14 protein-coding genes and 1 pseudogene are annotated in these 20,761 nt (G+C 37.0%); 8 read left to right on the forward strand and 7 right to left on the reverse strand.

Annotated features, from left to right (window positions below; all coding sequences use genetic code 11):
• Positions 1-208: 208 nt before the first annotated feature.
• The 7 genes from B2145_RS16310 to B2145_RS16340 form a co-directional block, all read right to left on the reverse strand.
• Positions 209-4,129 (reverse strand): PAS domain S-box protein, encoded by a 3,921-nt coding sequence (locus B2145_RS16310; protein WP_291104665.1) that lies wholly within the window; start codon positions 4,127-4,129, stop codon positions 209-211.
• Entirely contained in the window at positions 4,126-5,217 is a 1,092-nt protein-coding gene (locus B2145_RS16315; RefSeq protein ID WP_291104667.1) for a phosphate/phosphite/phosphonate ABC transporter substrate-binding protein, read from the reverse strand. Before B2145_RS16315 ends, B2145_RS16310 begins: the two co-directional genes overlap by 4 nt.
• Before the next feature lie 116 nt (positions 5,218-5,333).
• The gene (locus B2145_RS16320; RefSeq protein WP_291104669.1) at positions 5,334-5,699 is read right to left on the reverse strand and encodes an HIT family protein; all 366 of its coding nucleotides are present in this window, start codon (positions 5,697-5,699) and stop codon (positions 5,334-5,336) included.
• Positions 5,700-5,830: 131 nt separating this feature from the next.
• Positions 5,831-6,655, reverse strand: coding sequence for a thymidylate synthase (locus B2145_RS16325; protein ID WP_291104671.1), 825 nt, complete (start codon positions 6,653-6,655; stop codon positions 5,831-5,833).
• 143 nt (positions 6,656-6,798) lie between these two features.
• Positions 6,799-7,422, reverse strand: coding sequence for a bifunctional nuclease family protein (locus tag B2145_RS16330; RefSeq protein WP_291104674.1), 624 nt, complete (start codon positions 7,420-7,422; stop codon positions 6,799-6,801).
• 167 nt (positions 7,423-7,589) lie between these two features.
• Complete coding sequence (locus tag B2145_RS16335; RefSeq protein WP_291104676.1) at positions 7,590-8,555, reverse strand: electron transfer flavoprotein subunit alpha/FixB family protein; 966 nt, start codon at positions 8,553-8,555, stop codon at positions 7,590-7,592.
• 72 nt (positions 8,556-8,627) lie between these two features.
• Positions 8,628-9,374: an electron transfer flavoprotein subunit beta/FixA family protein gene (locus tag B2145_RS16340; RefSeq protein ID WP_291104678.1), complete on the reverse strand. Its 747-nt coding sequence runs from the start codon at positions 9,372-9,374 to the stop codon at positions 8,628-8,630.
• Between the two features lie 313 nt (positions 9,375-9,687).
• Between B2145_RS16340 and B2145_RS16345 the strand changes: the two genes are divergently transcribed.
• The 8 genes and pseudogenes from B2145_RS16345 (at position 9,688) to B2145_RS16380 (ending at position 20,760) form a co-directional block, all read left to right on the forward strand.
• Positions 9,688-10,665, forward strand: coding sequence for a pyruvate dehydrogenase complex E1 component subunit beta (locus tag B2145_RS16345; RefSeq protein WP_291104680.1), 978 nt, complete (start codon positions 9,688-9,690; stop codon positions 10,663-10,665).
• 107 nt (positions 10,666-10,772) lie between these two features.
• A complete protein-coding gene (locus B2145_RS16350; RefSeq protein WP_291104682.1) occupies positions 10,773-13,259 on the forward strand; it encodes a DUF5686 and carboxypeptidase-like regulatory domain-containing protein in 2,487 nt (828 codons plus the stop codon).
• A gap of 354 nt (positions 13,260-13,613) precedes the next feature.
• Positions 13,614-13,991 (forward strand): hypothetical protein, encoded by a 378-nt coding sequence (locus tag B2145_RS16355; RefSeq protein ID WP_291104684.1) that lies wholly within the window; start codon positions 13,614-13,616, stop codon positions 13,989-13,991.
• A gap of 220 nt (positions 13,992-14,211) precedes the next feature.
• On the forward strand, positions 14,212-14,586 hold the full coding sequence (locus B2145_RS16360; RefSeq protein ID WP_291104685.1) for a heavy metal-binding domain-containing protein: 375 nt from the start codon (positions 14,212-14,214) through the stop codon (positions 14,584-14,586).
• A 67-nt stretch (positions 14,587-14,653) separates the two neighbouring features.
• Positions 14,654-14,950 (forward strand): heavy metal-binding domain-containing protein, encoded by a 297-nt coding sequence (locus B2145_RS16365; protein WP_291104687.1) that lies wholly within the window; start codon positions 14,654-14,656, stop codon positions 14,948-14,950.
• A gap of 59 nt (positions 14,951-15,009) precedes the next feature.
• Positions 15,010-18,270: pseudogene (locus B2145_RS16370) on the forward strand (efflux RND transporter permease subunit).
• A complete protein-coding gene (locus tag B2145_RS16375; protein WP_291104690.1) occupies positions 18,257-19,510 on the forward strand; it encodes a TolC family protein in 1,254 nt (417 codons plus the stop codon). Before B2145_RS16370 ends, B2145_RS16375 begins: the two are co-directional and overlap by 14 nt.
• A 2-nt stretch (positions 19,511-19,512) precedes the next feature.
• Complete coding sequence (locus B2145_RS16380; RefSeq protein WP_291104693.1) at positions 19,513-20,760, forward strand: efflux RND transporter periplasmic adaptor subunit; 1,248 nt, start codon at positions 19,513-19,515, stop codon at positions 20,758-20,760.
• Position 20,761: the final 1 nt, after the last annotated feature.

Below are 20,761 nucleotides of genomic sequence, written 5' to 3' on the forward strand. Positions count from 1 at the left end.
AATCGAATTCAGGTTATTAATAGAAATAGCTATTTGTTCTCGATGCGGTTTTTGTAAATGAGTCATAAGCTGACAGCTACCGTTGGAAGGATTTTGCAGGAACAGGGAACAACAGTGCTTTGAAGCTTGATATTCCGCTTTTTAATAAATATTAAGATCCACTTCACGGCGGATTTATATTTTAAATTTATGGATGGGTAATGTCAATTTATTTATCAAAATACTTTTGTATTAGACTTTTTAATAAGTCTATATTTATAGGTTTTGCAATATAATCAGTACATCCTGCGGCAATTGCTTTTTCCCTGTCTTCAGACAGTCCATTTGCTGTTTGGGCAATAATGATCAACTCTTTATTGAATTGGCGGATTTTTCGCGTGGCTTCATAGCCATCCATTATTGGCATATTAATGTCCATCATCACCAAATCGATATCAGGATTTTTTTGGCAGGCTTCAACGGCTTCGACTCCTGTGGATGCTTTTAATAATTCTTTACTAAATTTCGAGACTGCCTTTGAAATCAGCAATTTTGATATAGGATCGTCTTCTACAATTAATATTTTAAGGTCCTTAATTTGATTTTCTGTTTCCTTTTCGGAAGCAATTTCGGGTATAATATCTTTTTTAGGCTCTGTATTATAGGGAATGGTAAAGTAAAATGTTGTGTCTTTTCCTTCCTCGCTTTCTACCCAAATTGTACCACCCAGCATTTCCACGTAAGCTTTTGAAATGGACAGTCCCAGACCTGCTCCCTGAAAAGCTCTTTTATCGGAAATATCGGCCTGGATAAAACGGTCAAATATCGATTGCTGTTTGTCTTTGGGGATCCCAACACCGGTATCTTTTACAAAAAATTCCAGTACGGCTGGTTTGCCATTTTCTTTTAGGGCATAACCAAATTCGATTGTTCCTTTGTCCGTAAATTTAATGGCGTTTTTAACAAGGTTGGTAAGAATGGCATAGATTTTTTCAGTGTCTGTTTTAATGAGGGCTTCTTTTGCGGTCAGACCTTTTTTGAAGGCAAGCTGAATTCCTTTTTTTGTAGCTTCAGGTTTGAAAAAATTAAAAATGTATTCAATTTTTTCGTTGATATTTGTTTCCGAAATTGAAACTTTCATTTGCTTGGACTCAATTTTCGAAATGTCGATTATGTCGTTGATAATGTTGAGCATGCGTTTGCCGCTTTTTTCTATGATTTTGACATACTTCTTTTGTTCGTCATCTGTAAGATTGGGTTCTTTGAGTAGTTCGGCAAAGCCAAGAATACCGTTCATGGGAGTACGGATTTCGTGGCTCATATTGGCCAGGAAAGAGGATTTTAAGCGGTCGCTTTCTTCGGCACTTTCTTTGGCTTTGATTAATTCTTCTTCCGCAAGTTTGCGGTTTGTAACGTCGCGACTGATACCAAGCAACATCGTCACTTCTCCCTTCTCGTCCCGCATTGGGGCAGCGTGTGTTTCGAGCCAGCGCTTCGTTCCACGAAGTCCGATAATCTCAAATTCCAAAAGGCCATTTTCACCCTGCATTACGCGCTGATGTAGTTCACGGAAAGCGGTGCGATATTCCGGGACAATAAATTCAAGGAGATTATGTGACTTGACCTCTTCCTCTGAGTTTGATTCCAGCATCGCTAAACCTGAGGCGTTTATGTCCAGCAAATTTCCCTTTTGATCTATAATCTTCACGCATTCGGGCTCAGTTTCTATGATGGTTCTCATCCGCTTTTCGCTCATCCTTAAAGCTTCTTCCGTTTTCTTCCGCTCTGTAATATCTTCATTGATTGCAATATAATGAGTCGTTTCGCCTTTTGCATTTATAATTGGCGAAATTGCTGAAGACTCCCAGAAAAAGGAGCCATCCTTTTTCTTATTATGAAATTCGCCATGCCATTCATTACCTCTTGAAATCGTTCTCCACAGGTTTTTATATTCCTCTGGTGGTGTATGTCCTGAATTTAGGATACGCGGATTTTTACCGATGGCTTCCTCATAACTGTATCCGGTTGTTTCGACAAACTTTGGATTGACGTACTGTATCGTACCCATTGTGTTTGTAATAACAATGGTTACGGGACTTTGTTCCACTGCCTGCGAAAGTTGCCTGATTTTTTCTTCGGCTTGTTTCCGCTCTGTAATATCTTCTTTGATTGCAATATAGTGGGTTATTTCGCCTTTTGCATTTATAATTGGTGAGATTGTTGAAGATTCCCAATAAAGGGAGCCGTCCTTTTTCTTATTATAAAAATTTCCATGCCACTGATTACCTCTTGAAATAGTTTTCCATAAGTTTTTATATTCCTCGGTTGGTGTATGTCCCGAATTTAAGATTCGCGGATTTTTACCGATGGCCTCCTCATAACTGTATCCGGTTGTTTCGACAAACTTTGGATTCACATACTGTATTGTACCCATTGTGTCAGTGATGAAAATGGTTACGGGACTTTGTTCCACCGCCTGAGAAAGTTGCCTAATTTTTTCTTCGTCCTGTTTGCGCTCTTCTTCAATAAGAATTGTTTCTAATGAGAATGCTATGTTGTTTGTGATTTTTTCGAGCAATATCACTTCTCCAAAAGAAAAGAAGTTTATTTCATCAGAATACAAAGTGAACGCACCTATTGCCTTGTTGCGTACCTTGATTGGAATCGATATCGAAGAATTATATCCTCGTTGTATTGCCTCGTTACGCCATGACTCCATTATAGGATCGTTTGCAATATCATTGCAAACAAATGTTTTTCCTTTTCGGATTGCTGTGCCCGTGGGTCCTTTTCCCTCAGCAACTTTGTTGATAGATATTTTTTTAATTTTTGTAAAATATCCGTTTTCAAACCCATCCCATGCTACTGGAGTGACAGTGTGAGTATCGTTATCAACCAGACCAATCCAACTCATACGAAATTTCCCATAGGTTGTTGCAATAGTACAGATTTCGTGAAAAAGTTTTTCACGATCATGTGACCAAAGAATCAAATCATTAATCTGGCTAATCAGAGCGTGCACACGATTAAGTTTTACCAACTCATCAAATCTTCGCTTGCGCTCGGTAATATCGAAGAAGGTGACAAGTAAACCATCATTGATAATTGCACCAGAAATCACGACAGTACGCACTTCCCCATTTTTACAGCTTACTTCGTACTCGGCAGATTCTATATCGGTATTTTGCTCCAAAGCCAGTTTCGAATCTGATTCCCATGTAGAAATTGCCCATTTCCTATAGTCGGGATCGGGATAAGCGAGCTGCCACCACTCATTTATGGTTGGCATATCCTGAATAGTGTATCCAAAGGTTTGCTCGAATCGTTTGTTATAGTCAACCGTTACGCCTTCTTTATCAATTAATGCAAGAGGTACCGAAGCCAAGTTGAAGAGTTTTTCAAAACGGGCTTCACTCTTGCTAATCTTCTCTTCTCGTTCTGACAAAGCATCGAGCATTTCATTGAACTCTTGTGCCAAAAGTGCCGCTTCGTCTGTTCCTGTTATGTGGGAACGGGCAGAGGGATTTCCTGAACCTACTTCGTTGATTGTGTTTTGAACGGCATAGAGTCTTCGAGTGATGCGGTTTCCCAAGAGCCATGCTATAAAGGAACCCATTAAAATTGCAATAATGGCATAAACTACCCCATTGATTGTGATATCACTGAGTTGCTTTATCATTGTTTTTTGGCTTAGGCCAACACGCACCCATCCAACAAGTTTACCAGAGAGTATGGCGGGAACGGCAACATCAACCAAATCGGGTGTTTCGCTTATTACGGTCCGGTGAGCTACTGGAGGTAAATCGAGCAGGAACTGTCCGTTTTTGGATTTATCGGTATGTGCCAGAATGCGTCCGTTTTTATCTGTAAGTATGGCAAAAATAAGATCAGGATGGTGGAGCTGGGAGTCAACCAATTCTTGAAGACCCGCAATATCGTTAGTGGCAATCCATACTGAAGAGGTGGTCGAAAGTGATTGTGCGAGTCCTTCAGCTTCTTCTGATTGATGGTTGAGAGACATTGTATGCTGCCGTGATATTAAATCAACAATAAAAACCGACATCAATATTGCATTAACTAGCGCCACGCTTATGATGAGACGACCCCGTAAGGAGCCAAAAAATACTTTTATTTTATGAGGAATCTTCATTTTATGTCAATTTTGCGTACTTGTTTTTCGAATCGATCTATGTATTTTTGAACTACATCATAGTCCTTATTCGTAGCTTTTATAAAGCGGGCAGTTTCCATATTCTCAAGAATATTTTTCCCCTCTTTGGATTTATTTAGATCTGTTAGAAGTTTTTGAACCTGATTCCTGATGTTTGAGGGGATGTCGTTACGTACCATAACGGAATTATTTATCAGTGGCTCGGTTTCCCACAATACTTTTAATTGAGCTGCCTCATTAGGCTGTGTTTTCTGGAAAGATCTCCATGGTGGTGGCCAAGTTGCCCCGGCAGCTGTCTTTTTTAAAAACACATTCATTATGGAAGACTCTTGTGAGCCCACATATATGTTAGTGATGTCTTTGTTGATGTTGATGCCATGGGTATAAAGAAAGTATTGCGGCATAATGCAGGCAGCTAGTGCTGTTGGCGACGGATAGCTTACTGCTTTGCCCATAAGATTAGCGGGTTCGTTGATGCCACCATCTTTACGCACTATGAAAATTCCCTTAAAATCCTCTGGTTCTCCCGCCATTGCCATGACAGTATATTCTGATTTTATTGCCTGTAATGTTTGCCATGGATTTGGCAAAAGAAATTCAGGCTTTCTGTTTTTATATTTTTCTTCGAAACTGGCATAATTCCTTGATGCTTCAAGGATAAATTCGGCTCCCTTAATTTTTTTATTTAAATAATCCATAAGGGGCTGGTAGGAGCGCATCAGCATTACCGGATTATGAAGAGGGTGTACTACAAAGTGATAGACTGGTTTTGTTTGAAGAGCAGGAGAGTTGCCATATTCTGGACCGTTTGCTTTTGTTTCTTGTTTGCATCCCGAAAGCGGAAATAAAAGAACCATTGCAAAGCATAAACCGATAAACCCGTTAATGTACGAGTGTAATTTGAGAGAGGTGTTACCAATGAAAGCTGCTTTTGGGGAATTATCATTATTTCCTTTTGGCAATGTTCCTCGTGCAGTTGTAATTGCTTGCTTGCGCCTACTGACCTTGCTATATGAATTTATATTCCAGAAAGAGTCGGCTGGGTTTTTAAGGTTTTTTTTATTCATAAATATGTTTTTTGGGCAACCGCTTTGTTTTTCGATTAACTTTTCATGTCCTATTTTTTTACATATTATATTTGGGATTTATTATAGTTTATGGTTGCTAAAATAGTATTTATTTACTATAATTTAGCTTTTATTTTTTCTGTTACTGCAGCATATTCTGCATCAGAAAGATAAATTTTTTGTGGATTCATTTCAAAAACACTGCCAAAACCGTAGCCATCTTTATATTTTGGAACAATGTGCATATGTAAATGCGATAGGGTATCTGCATAAGCACCATAGTTAATTTTAGCAGGGTTAAATGCTGTCGCGATAGCTTTTGCCGCTTTTGCAACATCGCCCATAAATGCATTACGTTGCTCCTCGTTCAATTCGTGAAACTCGACGGCGTGGTCTTTATAGACAACATTGCATCGACCTAAGTAGGATTGCTCTTTAAACAAGAAAAGTTGGGATACCTCCAAATCACAGATTTTAATCATTAAACTATGTAATGTTTTGTTTTCTTGACAATATAAACATTCTGAAGCAGGTGTAGGCATACTATTATTTTATGTAAATTATTAATTATTGTTTGTGAAAGAATTCAATGTGATAAGGATAAATTTAAAATCTAAACCGCTACACTTCCTTTTATAAGAGGATGAGGTTCATAACCTTCGAGTGTAAAATCCTCGAAAGTAAAGTCAAAAATATCTTTTATGGCAGGATTCAAAATCATTTTTGGCAACGATTTTGGTTCTCGCGACAATTGTAATTCGAGTTGCTCAAAATGATTGTTGTAAATGTGTGCATCGCCAAAAGTGTGAATAAATTCGCCTACTTCCAACTCACAAACTTGGGCAATCATCATGGTTAATAATGCATAAGAAGCTATATTAAAGGGAACGCCAAGAAAAATATCGGCGCTTCGTTGATACAATTGACACGACAGTTTTCCGTCGGAAACGTAGAATTGGAAAAAGGCATGACAAGGAGGTAAAGCGGCTTTATTGTTGGCTACATTTTCTGAAAATGATTTTGAATTATCAGGTAAAACCGAGGGATTCCAAGCTGAAACCAGCATTCTTCGGCTATTTGGATTGGTTTTTAGTTCGTTGATAAGATCGGCGATTTGGTCTATTTCTTCGCTGTTCCAGTTGCGCCATTGGTGGCCATAAACCGGACCTAAATTACCATTTTCATCGGCCCAAGCATCCCATATTTTCACCCCGTTTTCTTGAAGATATTCAATGTTGGTATCTCCTTTCAAGAACCAAAGCAGTTCGTATATGATGGATTTTAGATGTAATTTTTTAGTGGTAACCATCGGAAAACCTTCTGCCAGATCAAATCGCATTTGGTAACCAAAAACGCTTTTTGTGCCCGTTCCTGTTCGATCTCCTTTTTGACAACCGCTTTCCATAACGTGTTGCACTAAATCTAGGTATTGCTTCATTCTTGGTTTAAAAGTTTATAAAGTTTAAAGTTTAAAGTTTAAAGTTTAAAGTTTAAAGTTTGGGTACTTCAAACATCAACATTCGTTAATCATCATACTCTATTCAAATGAGTTTTTTGTTGTTTTCTGAAAACTGAGATGAACTATCTTTTCGAGATTTCGTCCCTAATCTTTGCCGCTTTTTCATAATCTTCATGGTTTACGGCTTGATCCAACAATTCATTTAGCTCCTGTAAACTATGTTTTGAATAAGTTTCGCCAGATTGATTGCTTTCTTCTTGTTGACCAAAAGTATCGGGATTGGAAAGCACATCGTCAATTTCCCGTGAAGCCGCATCGGTTTCATGGGTATTGTTTTTCAGATAGATTCCGGCTTTGTCCAGAATGTTTTTATAAGTAAAAATGGGCGCGTTAAATCGCAATGCCAAAGCGATGGCATCGGATGTTCTGGCGTCTATAATTTCTTCGATTTTATCCCTTTCGCAAATGATGCTCGAATAAAAAACACCGTCTACCAGTTTGTGGATTATGACTTGTTTTACCACGATATCAAATCGATCGGCAAAATTTTTGAATAAATCATGGGTCAAAGGGCGAGGAGGTTTTATTTCTTTTTCTAAAGCAATTGCTATGGATTGAGCCTCGAAAGCACCTATTACAATAGGCAACTTTCTCTCTCCGTCAACCTCGTTCAAAATCAAGGCATAAGCCCCGTTTTGAGTTTGACTGTATGAAATTCCTTTTATGGATAATTTAACTAAGCTCATAATTTCGGGATTGAAAAGGACATGGTACCTTGTTTATCAATTGCTGTTTTTCAATAAAAAAATGCAATTTTAATCAAAAAACACGAAACAAAAAAGCTACCTAAAAACAAAGATACAAATATCTTGATTGTAGGTAACTATGTTTTGGGGCAAGAATTAAAAAATTATTAATGTTGTGCCTTAAATGCTTTAAGTTTTTCAGTTAATCTAGGGACTACGTCAAAAGCATCTCCTACAACTCCATAATCGGCGACTTTAAAGAACGGGGCTTCCGGATCACTGTTGATGACCACTTTTACTTTCGAGGAATTAATCCCGGCAATATGTTGAATCGCTCCCGAAATTCCTATGGCAATATATAAATTGGCGGCAACAGGTTTTCCTGTTTGTCCCACATGTTCTGAATGAGGCCTCCAGTCTAAATCTGAAACGGGTTTTGAACATGCAGTTGCGGCACCAAGAACTTCGGCTAACTCTTCAATCATCCCCCAGTTTTCGGGACCTTTTAATCCACGACCTCCGGAAACCACAATATCGGCATCGGCCAGTGAAACTTTTCCGGAAACTTTTTCCACTGATTCCACTTTTACTCCAAAATCGTTTTCTTCTATAGTTGGATTAAAATCTTCCTCGGTCAAAGCCGAAGCATTTTCGAAAATACCATAAGAGTTTTTGGCAAGACCAAGAATTTTTATATCGGTGTCGATTTCGGTGATGTTGAAAGCTTTAGTCGAAAAGGCATTTCTTTTTACCTGTAAAGGTACGGTGCTCACAGGTAACCCAACCACATTTGAAGCAAAACCAGCTTCTAATGATACTGCAACAAGTGGAGAAAGATAGATGCTATCAGTGCTTGAGGAGAGCAAAATTAATTTTGTATTTTCTTTTTGAGCGGCTTGTTTGATGACATCCGCATAAGCCTTTGCCGTAAACCCGGACAATTTATCGTTGGTTACTTTCAAGACTTTGTCAACTCCGTATTTTGATAATTCCGAAACATCCGCTGCATTTATGGTTACGGCTGTAACGGTGGTTCCCAATGTTTCTGCTACTTTTTTTGCATATGAAGCTAATTCGAAAGCTATTTTTCTGAATTTTCCTTCTGCGAATTCTGCATATATTAATATTGACATAATGATTTGTTTAAAGTTTCAGGTTTGAAGTTTCAAGTTGTGCACTGAATACTGAACACTGAATACTGATTTCTATATAACTTTCGCTTCGTTGTGTAATAAATTGATTAATTCGTCTAAATTATCGGCAGCAACTAATTTCACGGCGGATTTTGGAGCAGGTTTTTCAAATCTCACGGCTTTAGTATTCACCGAGGCTTCAACGGGTTCAAGAACTGTTAATGTTTTTGATCTGGCAGTCATAATTCCTCTCATGTTTGGAATACGCAAATCTTTTTCCTCAACCAATCCTTTTTGTCCACCAATGATTAATGGTAAAGTTGTGGAAACAGTTTCTCTTCCACCATCAATTTCCCGAATTGCTTTTACGTTAGTGCCGTCAACAGTAATACTTGTGCAGGAATTCAGGAAATTATATCCTAGAATACCGGCAATCATTCCCGGAACCATTCCGCCGTTGTAATCCAACGATTCTTTTCCTGCAATAATGACATCGTATGCGCCGTTTTTTATCACTTCGGCAAGTTGTTTGGCAACGAAGAAACTGTCTGTTGGATTCGCATTCACGCGAATGGCATCGTTTGCGCCAATGGCCAAGGCTTTTCTTAAAGTAGGCTCTGTTTCTGGCCCGCCAACATTGACAACAGTGATAGTTGCACCTTGTTGTTCTTGAAACCAAATAGCACGTGTTAAGCCATATTCGTCGTTGGGATTAATCACAAACTGGACGCCGTTAGTATCAAATTGGGAGTCGTCACTGGTAAAATTAATTTTTGAAGTAGTATCAGGAACGTGACTGATGCAGACTAATATTTTCATAATTATAAATTTTATTTCTAAATTGGTTCTACAAAATTAGAATAATAATTGGAATAATATACTATGCGTGCATAATATTTATATAAACTATTTCGATTTCGTAACCCTGATTGTTTCACTACACTTTTATTCTCCGTGAGTTCAGTGAACTTCGTTTGAAGTGGCATCCCACGCTCTTGGGCGTGGATATAGTGTAGCAGTCCCGATAGGAGCGATTGGGAAGCGCCTTATTATTTTAACTTGATTTATGCTTTTAAGTGATTTAAAATATTTATTTTTGCCTTTCGAAAATTACACACATACAATATAAAATATGAGAACGATACAATTTAGAGAGGCCATTTGCGAAGCGATGAGCGAAGAAATGCGTCGCGACGAGTCAATATACTTAATGGGTGAGGAAGTAGCGGAATATAATGGTGCTTACAAAGCGTCAAAAGGAATGCTTGCGGAATTTGGAGAGAAAAGAGTTATCGACACGCCAATTGCAGAGCTTGGTTTTACCGGAATTGCAGTGGGTTCAGCAATGAATGGTTGTAGACCAATCGTGGAATATATGACTTTCAATTTCTGTTTAGTTGGAATTGACCAGATAATAAATAATGCGGCCAAAATGCGTCAGATGACCGGCGGCCAATTTAATGTTCCTATTGTTTTTCGTGGTCCAACAGCTTCGGCAGGACAATTAGGGGCAACACATTCACAGGCATTAGAAAACTGGTTTGCCAATACTCCGGGCCTTAAAGTCATCGTTCCATCGAATGTTTATGATGCCAAAGGGCTTTTGAAATCGGCTATTCGGGATAATGATCCCGTGATTTTTATGGAATCAGAACAAATGTATGGTGATAAAGGGGAAGTGCCTGATGGAGAATATACCATTCCAATAGGTCTTGCCGATGTAAAACGTGAAGGAACCGATGTTACGATTGTGTCTTTTGGTAAAATTATCAAGGAAGCTTTTATTGCTGCCGATGAACTAGCCAAGGAAGGGATTTCCTGTGAAATTATCGATTTAAGAACCATACGTCCAATGGATAATGAAACGATTTTAACCTCTGTCAGAAAAACAAACCGACTAGTGATTCTTGAGGAAGCTTGGCCGTTTGCTAGTGTTTCATCCGAGATTACCTATATCGTTCAAGAGCGTGCTTTTGATTTTCTGGACGCTCCAATTCAGCGTATTACAACCGCCGATACTCCTGCGCCTTATTCGCCGGTATTGCTCAAAGAATGGTTGCCAAATGCTGCCGATGTCGTTAAAGCGGTAAAAAAAGTAATGTATAAATAATATTCAATCTGGAATTTTTTAGATTTTAGAATTGATTAATTTCCTGTTGAATTAACTATATTTGAAACTTCATCAGAAACTTAAATTTGATGAAGTTTTTTTTGATTATGAAAAAAAATATATTGTTCACCCTGTTCTTTTTATTTGCCATTGCAAACGCCATTTTTGCACAAACAAAAGTGAGTGGTATTGTTGTGGACAAGTCAAATAACCCTGTTCCTTTTGCCAATGTAGCTTTCAAAGATTCAAATGAAGGAATAGTAACCAATGAAGATGGGCATTTTTATCTTGAATCTTTAAAAACTTATAAAACATTGGTAATTACTTCTATAGGGTTTTCAGATAAAGAAATCACATTGGATAAATCAGTGAATTATAATTTTAAGATTCAGTTAAGCGAAGTAGTAAGCTTGAATGAAGTGGTTATTTATGCGGGTAAAACTTCAAAAAAGAATAATCCCGCCCTTGATATTCTTAGGAAAATTTGGGAAAGAAAACGCAAAAATGGATTGCATTTATTTGACCAATACCAAATGGAAAAGTATGAGAAAATAGAGTTTGACATGAACACTATCGATAGTGCTTATATGAAAAAGAATATTTTCAAGGGGATGGAGTTTATTTTCAAACATGTTGATACGTCAAGAATTACGGGAAAAACGTACCTGCCCATTTTTATAAACGAATCATTGTCGGACATTTATGGAGATAATAAATTAAAGAAGGTAAAAGAGAAAATAAAAGCCAATAAAACATCTGGATTTAATGGAAATCAGCAAATTTTGTCTTTCGTAAAAGATTTATATACGGAATATGATATTTATGATAATCACTTAACTTTTTTTGACAAAAGTTTTACCAGTCCGTTATCAAAAACAGGAATTGACACTTATAATTATGTGTTAAGAGACAGCGCATACATCGATAAAAAATGGTGTTACAATATTTTGTTTTATCCAAGACGTAAAAACGAATTGACATTTAAAGGGGATTTTTGGGTAAACGATACCACGTTTGCCATAAAAAACATCAATATGGCAGCAACCAAAAGTGCCAATATTAACTGGGTAAAAGATATTTATATCGAACAGGAATTTGATGTGTTGAATGATTCTGTTTTTCTTTTGACCAAAGATTATATGATGTCAGATTTTGCCTTAAACAAAAAGGAAAACTCCAAGGGCATTTATGGAAAGCGGACTACTTTTTACAGAGACCATAAATTCAACAACGAAAAACCTGCTCCATTTTATAAAGAGGAAGTGAATTATTTAGATAAGGAGGTCTATAATAAATCAGATGAATATTGGGAGAAAAACCGTTTCGAAAAGCTGACCAAGGATGAAAAAGGGGTCTATAAAATGCTCGATACGCTGCAAACCGTCAAGAAATTCAAGCAAATATATAATTTGGTCGAGATACTCGATAGCGGCTACCTTCATCATAGAGGGTTTGACTTTGGACCTATATATTCGGTCATCGGAAAAAATGAAGTGGAAGGATTGCGATTGCGAACAGGAATAAGGACTTATTTTGGACCCAACGATCTCTGGCGATTGCAAACCTACGTAGCGTATGGATTAAAAGATGACAAATTTAAATATGGGCTTAGTGGAAAATGGATGGTTGAAAATAAAAAAAGAATCATTATATCAGCGGGCAATCGAAGAGACATAGAACAAATTGGTGCTTCACTCACAACAACAAATGACATATTGGGACGCAGTTATGCCTCATCAGGAATATTTACACTTGGGAATAATTCAAAATTAACTAAAATTAATTTGAGTAATATTGAAATTGAGGCGGAGCCAATAAAAAATCTAACCATAGGCACCGGAGTTACTTACAGAACTTTAGAATCGGCCTCTCCAACATTTAGTTTAGATTATTATACGGATTTATCCCAAACCAAAATAAAAAGTGACGTAAAACAATCTGAAGTAAATTTCCAGATAGAATATACCCCAAACAGGAAACCTATTGGTTTCGGTGTTGAAAGATATAATGCAGACAGCCCCTTTACCCGTTTTTTCATCAATTACAGTCAGGGATTTAAGGGATTGTTTTCCAGTGATTTCAATTATCAAAAACTGCAATTATACTATGAACAACCCATAATTATTGGACCATTGGGACGATCAAATATAACCCTGGAAATGGGAAAAACGATCGGAAATATACCGCTGGGCTTGATGAGTATTGTGCCTGGAAATCAATCTATTTTCGGCATTTCAAACACTTTTTACAACCTTAAATACTATGAATTTATCACGGATCAATATGTGACTTTAAAGTGGGATCATGACTTCCACGGAAGACTTTTTGCCAGAATTCCTTTTATGCGAAAACTAAATTGGCGTGAAATCATAGGCGTGAAATCAGTTTACGGAACGGTTTCCGATAACAATAGGTTGATCAATGCCTCGGGATTGATTTACAATGCGCCCGATAAAGTGTATTGGGAGTACAGCGCAGGAATCGGAAATATCTTCAAAATATTCCGTATCGATTTTTCGTGGAGAGGCAATTACCTCAATATGCCCGATGCCAATAAATTTGCGATAAAAGGTTCATTTGGTTTTTATTTTTAACGTCATTGCGAGGCACGAAGCAATCTTTAAAAACCACAACTATGAGAAAAGCAATCGAATATCTTTCAGAAAAAGATGCCATTTTCAAACTCATTGTGGATAAATAGGGGATGCCGCTAATTCCAATTCGGCCACATGGTTCTGAAACTTTGTTGTTATTGGTTCTTGAAGAGCAGGTATCCATTGATTCGGCGGAAGTGACTTTTTAAAACTAAAAGTGAAAGAACAGGACTTTCGACCGGAAGTGAAGCACCTGAATAGAAGAAATAGAAAAGCAAAATATTGAGCATTTAACAGACTTTTATTAAAAAATCAATTTTTTTTTGGTAATTTTGGTCTTATTATATAATGTAGATGATAAAATTCCACAAAATATTTTTGGTAGTTGCACTCGGTTTCCTTTTGGTGCCAAGTATAACTTTTGCTTGTGGAACAAATCCAGAAAAGTCGTGTTGCGATAAAGAAATGTCATCGTCTAAAACCGGGAAGATGGATTGTTGTAAAAAAGACAATCATTCTAAAAGTAAAGACAATAATGATAGTTGCGGTGGAAAAAGCAAACATTCCACTTGCAGTTGTTCAATTTTTCACATTAGCGTGATTCTTCCTGTCGAAACAGAAGCAAAAATTCAATGCTTCAATTTTTTCGACAAAAAAGATAAATTTAATGAAAAGGAAACCTATCTTTCTTCTGGTTTCTATTCCATCTGGCTTATTCCAAAAATAAGCTAAATCCCCTTTTTGACAGCCATAAGTGTGTCAAATCCAAAGCTATTTTAGCTTTAAAATCTTTTATTTCTAGGCTATTTCAAGTATTGAATTATGGTTTATTGCTATTATTTGATTGTGCTCTAGCTTATTCAATTCAAAATTATTTATACCCTAACAAAACGCGAATTCACTAAATCAAAGATTCGACGAGGTCAATTTACCGTTTTATTAAATCAAAAAAATGAAAAAATTAATCATCGTACTAAGCGTATTCTTGGCAGCCAATGCAGTTGGTTTTGCACAAAGTGACACTGTAACTTCTAAAAAAGAAGATGTTAAAAAAACAACTTACACATGCCCAATGCACCCAAAAGAGGTGAGCGACAAGGAAGGGAAATGCAGCCAATGTGGAATGGAATTGGTTGAAAAATCCACATTAAAGCGCGACCCAACGGTTAAGGGAAGTCAAACAAAAGTAATTACCGAGAAAATGTATGTTTGTCCAATGCACCCAAGAGTAAGGGGTGAAAAAGGGGATAAATGTCCAAAATGTGGTATGGAAATGATTCTAAAAGAGGGAGAAAAACAGAGCACAATCATAAAAACTAATCAATGAAAAATCAACCTATATGTTTATAACAATGGGTTTTTTGGTTCTTTCAATAAATTAAAAATTAAAAAAAATGAAAAATATAATCTTTTTGGCCATAACAATGGCATTCGTATTGGTTTCTTGTAACCAAAAAAATAAACAAGTAGAAACAGTTTCAACTCCAATGATGGAAAATAATTCGACAATGATGAAAAACGATTCAACAATGACGGGAAGTGATTCAACAGTGACTGGTAATCACTCAAAAGTGATGTACGAGAATTCAAAAATATATTCGTGTCCGATGCACCCGGAAGTTCACGGAAAATTGAACGATAAATGTCCAAAATGCGGAATGAAATTGAATGTTGAAGTAAAAAATAAGTAATTTAAATGTTCTAGTTATCCATATAGGTTAATGAAATAGCAGTTCAAAATCAGAACATTATGGTAGAAAAATTAATAACATTCTCATTACGAAACCGAGCCATTGTCTTACTTGTATCTGCTTGTTTATTTGGCTGGGGTATTTATAGCGTGCAACAGAATCCCATTGATGCCATTCCAGATCTATCCGAGAATCAAGTCATTGTTTTTACCGAATGGATGGGCAGAAGTCCGCAGGTTATTGAAGATCAGGTTACTTATCCATTGGTTTCAAACCTACAAGGAATTCCAAAAATCAAGAATATACGCGCTTCATCCATGTTTGGGATGAGTTTTGTATACATCATTTTCGAGGACAATGTCGATCCTTATTGGGCAAGAACCCGTGTTCTCGAAAGATTAAACTATGCGCAACGCTTGTTACCACAGAATGTGGTTCCGACTTTAGGACCGGATGGAACAGGAGTTGGTCATATTTTCTGGTATCATTTAGATGCCAAGGGAATGGATCTTGGTGAACAACGAGCCATTCAAGATTGGTACGTGAAATTTGCATTGCAAACTGTTCCCGGAGTTGCTGAAGTGGCTTCGTTTGGTGGTTTTGAAAAACAATACCAATTGGTTCTCGATCCATTGAAAATGCAATACTACAACGTCAGTATTATGGATGTGATGAATGCCGTAAAAACGAGTAACAACGATGTTGGCGGCCGAAAATTCGAGATGAGCAATATGTCCTACATTGTGAGGGGATTGGGCTACATTAAAAACATTAAGGATGTAGAAGATATCGCCATAAAAAACTACAATTCGGTTCCCGTGAAAGTTAGTGATATTGGTTCCGTACAAATGGGAGGCGATTTGCGTTTGGGAATCTTCGACCATAACGGAACGGGAGAAGTCGTTGGCGGAATCGTGGTAATGCGCTATGGCGAAAATGCCGACAAAGTAATAAAAGCGGTAAAATTGAAAATGAAAGAAGTCGAAAAAGGATTGCCCAAAGGCGTTACTTTTAAAACGTCGTACGACAGAAGTGAATTAATAGAAAAAGCCATCGAATCAGTGAAGGGAACTTTAATCGAAGAAATGATTGCGGTTTCAATAATTGTTTTAATTTTTCTATTTAATTGGAGAAGTGCATTGGTTATACTCATTCAAATACCCATATCTGTAGCAGTTGGATTTATCTTTCTGCAAGCTTTTGGAATATCTTCCAATATAATGTCGCTGACAGGAATTGCTTTGGCAATTGGAGTTTTGGTTGATGACGGAATTGTAATGGTCGAAAATGCCTATCGAAGTATTTCGGAAAAGCAGGCTTCGATGTAAAGACGCACCGTAGAGACGCACTGCAGTGCGTCTCTACCAAAAAAATATAATAAAATGAAAAATTTATTCAAAAATATATTCAAAAAAGAACACGATCCATTGTCTAAAGAGGAAAGGCTCCAAATAATCGAGGATTCCTCTAAACTGGTTGGGCCGGGTGTTTTTTATTCGACCCTCGTGATAATCGCTTCCTTTTTGCCGGTATTTCTTTTAACGGGAATGGAAGGCAAATTGTTTAGTCCGCTCGCTTGGACCAAATCATTTATATTGATTGTGGATGCTTTTTTTGCCATCACTCTCACGCCGGTTTTGATAAGTTATTTGCTTAAAGGCAAACTTCGACCGGAAAACAAGAATCCAATCAATAGAAAATTGGAAAGCATTTATACTCCAATTTTGACTTATTGTTTAAAATGGAGAAAAACGTTGCTGGGTATCAATATTGCAGCTTTGCTTATTGGCGGCTTGATGTTTACGCAACTGGGTTCTGAATTTATGCCTCCATTGGACGAAGGTTCTATTTTGTTTATGCCGGTAACTTTGCCGGATGTGTCCAATTCAGAAGTAAAAAGAATTTTGCAAGTTCAGGACAAACTAATCAAATCAATTCCAGAAGTTACCAACGTTTTAGGAAAAGCGGGAAGGGCAAACACGGCGACTGACAATAGTCCGATTAGTATGATTGAAACGATTATTTTGCTTAAACCCCGACAAGAGTGGCGAAAAGGAAAAACCAAAAATGACATTGTAACGGAAATAAATAATAAACTTCAAATTCCCGGCGTGACTAATGGTTTTACGCAACCTATTATCAATCGGATTAATATGCTTTCAACCGGGATTCGAACTGATGTCGGGATTAAAATTTATGGGGCAAGTTTAGATACCATCAATGTTTTATCACAAAAAATAAAGAGAGCGCTTGACGGAACTGCCGGAGTAAAGGATTTGTATGCCGAACCCATTACTGGCGGAAAATACATTGATATTGTGGCAAAACGAGAAGTAATAGGCAGATACGGACTTTCCGTTGACGACATTAATAACGTAGTCGAAGCTTCTATCGGAGGAATGAAACTCACCACAACCATCGAAGGAAGACAACGTTTTTCGGTAAATGCACGCTATGCCCAAGAATATAGAAATAGCATCGAAGCACTGAAAAATCTGCAAGTACAAACAATGCAATTCGGACCAATTCCATTAGAAACTGTTGCCGACGTGAAAATAAGCGACGGTCCACACATGATAAATAGCGAAAACGCTATGTTGCGTGGAAGCGTTTTGTTTAATGTTCGGGATCGTGATTTGGGAAGTACCGTCGAGGAAGCGCAGAAAAAATTGAATACGATGATGACCAAAATGCCCAAGGGATATTATGTGGAATGGAGCGGGCAATGGGAAAATCAAATCCGGGCCAATAGAACTTTAGGTATGATTTTGCCAATTGTTGTCATTCTCATTTTTCTCATCTTGTACTTCACGTATCGTTCTATGAAAGAAGCTTTAATAACCATGATAACGGTGCCATTTGCATTGATTGGAGGGATTTTTATGGTTTATTTTTACGGAATTAATCTATCGGTGGCAGTGGCGGTTGGGTTTATAGCACTGTTTGGTTTAGCCGTTGAAACCACGATGTTAATTACCATTTATTTGAATGATTCGATGAATAAAATGGTCGAAAAATACGGCAACAGCAGCGAGGTAATTACCGAGGAAATTCTGAGACATTATATCATAGAAGGATCGGCAAAAAGGCTGCGGCCAAAATTAATGACTGTTTCAGTGGCATTATTCGGTTTAATCCCAATTCTTTGGTCAACCGGAACAGGAGCAGATATCATGATTCCTATCACTGTTCCGCTCATCGGAGGAACAATCACCTCCACTATTTATGTGTTATTAATAACGCCTGTTGTTTTCGAAATGGTAAAACTTCGAGAATTAAAAACAAAAGGCAAAATAGATCTTGTCAATGCTAAACATTAAATATTACATCGCACTAAGTTGTTTGATTTTAAGCGCTACAAACATGGTCGCCCAAACACTTTCGTTGGATTCCGTTTTGGAAAATATCAAAACCAATAATCCACAACTAAAAATGTATAACGCTGATATACAAAGTATGGATGCAGCAGCAAAGGGAGCCAAAAGCTGGATGCCACCACAAGTAAGCACCGGTTTTTTTATGACACCTTACAATGCAAATCTGTGGAAAGCCAACGAAATGGGATCCGGAATGGGGAATTATATGGTGGGTGTCACACAAATGATACCTAATTCTTCAAGACTTAAAGCCGATTCTAATTATATGAATGCAATGTCCTCGGTTGAAACCGAAAACAAAAATTATACTATTAATCAGTTGGATGCTTTGGCAAAAACCAATTATTATCAATGGTTGGTGCTGAATAAAAAGATAAAAATTGCCAACGATAATTTATTGCTTTTAGACTATATGATTAAAAGTATGGAGATTCGCTACCAATATAATATGGATAAATTGCCAACCTATTACAAGGCAAAATCGCAGTATAGCTCTTTGCAAAGCATGATTGTGATGTTGCAAAATGACATTTCCCAAAAACGAATTATGCTTAACACCTTGATGGCAAGAGACAAAAATATTGTTTTTGATATCGATTCGACTTATAAATTGAATGATTTCAATGCCATACTATCAGACACAACTTCGCTTTCCCAAAAACGAAGTGATGTTAGAGCCATTGAAAAAACAATTGAGTTAAATCAATTGAAAATCGAAGCCGAAAAGACAAAATTTCTGCCCGAATTTGGCATCAAATACGATCACATGTTTGGATTTGGTCAACAACCGCAACAATTTTCCTTAATGGGAATGGTAAATATTCCAATGCCTTGGTCAACCAAGATGGATAAAGCCAACATCGCTAGTTTTAAAATAAAAAACGAAAGCCTAAACTGGCAGAAACAAATGATTTTGAACGAAGCCACCGGGATGATTTCGGGGATGAACACGGAACTAACGAACTTGAAAAAACAGTATGACATTGCCGAAAAAAGTATCATTCCAGCATTGCGAAGAAATTATGATACCGCAATTCTATCTTGGCAAAACAACACTGGAGATTTATTTGTTGTACTCGACGCTTGGGAAGCTTTAAATATGTCCCAAATTGAGTCACTGGATAAATTGCAAGCCATTTTGAGTGTACAAGTTGAAATCGAAAAACAACTAGAAACCAACTAATCATGAATAAGTATTTAAAATATAGTTTGCTGGTAATTGTAATTTCAATTTTTGGATTTACAGCTTATTTCTACACAATTAAATCAGAGAATCATTCGGAAAGTTCAGTTCAAAAAGAAGTTTACACTTGCTCGATGCATCCTCAAATTATTAAAGACAAACCCGGTAGTTGTCCTATTTGCGGAATGACTTTGGTTAAAAAAGTGATCAAGAATCAAGTTATAGACAGTAAATCAATTGAAGATCTTTTGAAACCCACCGATAATTATATAGTGGGGAATTATCAAACCACAATAGCTAAGGATACCACCCTAAGTGCAGCAATAAATTTACCCGGTCTGGTAACTTATGATCCAAATTCTTCGGTAAATGTGGCTGCGAGAATAAGTGGCAAAATAGAACGAATGTATGTGAATTATAAATTCCAAAAAGTAAATAAAGGACAAAAACTCTTCGATTTATACAGTCCGGAATTACTGACAGAACAGCAAAATTTTATCTATTTGATTTCCAATGATGCCGAAAACACGTCCATAATCAAAGCATCAAAACAAAAATTGCTACTCTATGGAATGACAAGCAATCAAATCAATTCTCTGGCTTCAACCAAAAAGGCCAACCCGGTAATCTCCATTTATAGCCCGGCTTCCGGGATTGTTTCAGGAACGGAAAGTATGTCCAATAATGTAAATGCGACAATGCAAAATCCATCTTCAACCACCGAAAATCTATCGGTTAAAGAAGGCGATTACATCAAGAAAAATCAAGTTGTTTTTAAATTATTGAATACGGATAAAGTCTGGGGAATTTTCAATGTCATTCAAGGGTATAACAGTCTAATCAAAACCAATCAACCAATTAGAATCACTACAGAGTTAGACGAAAACGAAACTTTTAATGCACAAATAAATTTTATTGAAACACAATTCAATCCCGCCGACAAAACCAATAGAATAAGAGTTTATTTGAATAATAACACATTGAAATTACCCATTGGTTTGCGATTGCAAGGCGTTGTGAAAACAAATCCAACGAAAGGGATTTGGATACAAAAACAGGCAATGGTGAGCATTGGAACCAAGAAAATTGTTTTTCTGAAAATGGGAAATGGATTCAAAGCAACAGCAGTGAAAACCGGAATTGAAATCAACGATTTTGTCCAGATTATCGACGGAATTTTGGTTCAAGATACTATTGCCGAAAATGGGCACTATTTAATTGATAGCGAAAGCTTCATTAAAACAGAGTAAT

The organism is Flavobacterium sp. UBA5153 (assembly GCA_002413745.1).
Taxonomy (GTDB): Bacteria; Bacteroidota; Bacteroidia; order Flavobacteriales; family Flavobacteriaceae; genus Flavobacterium.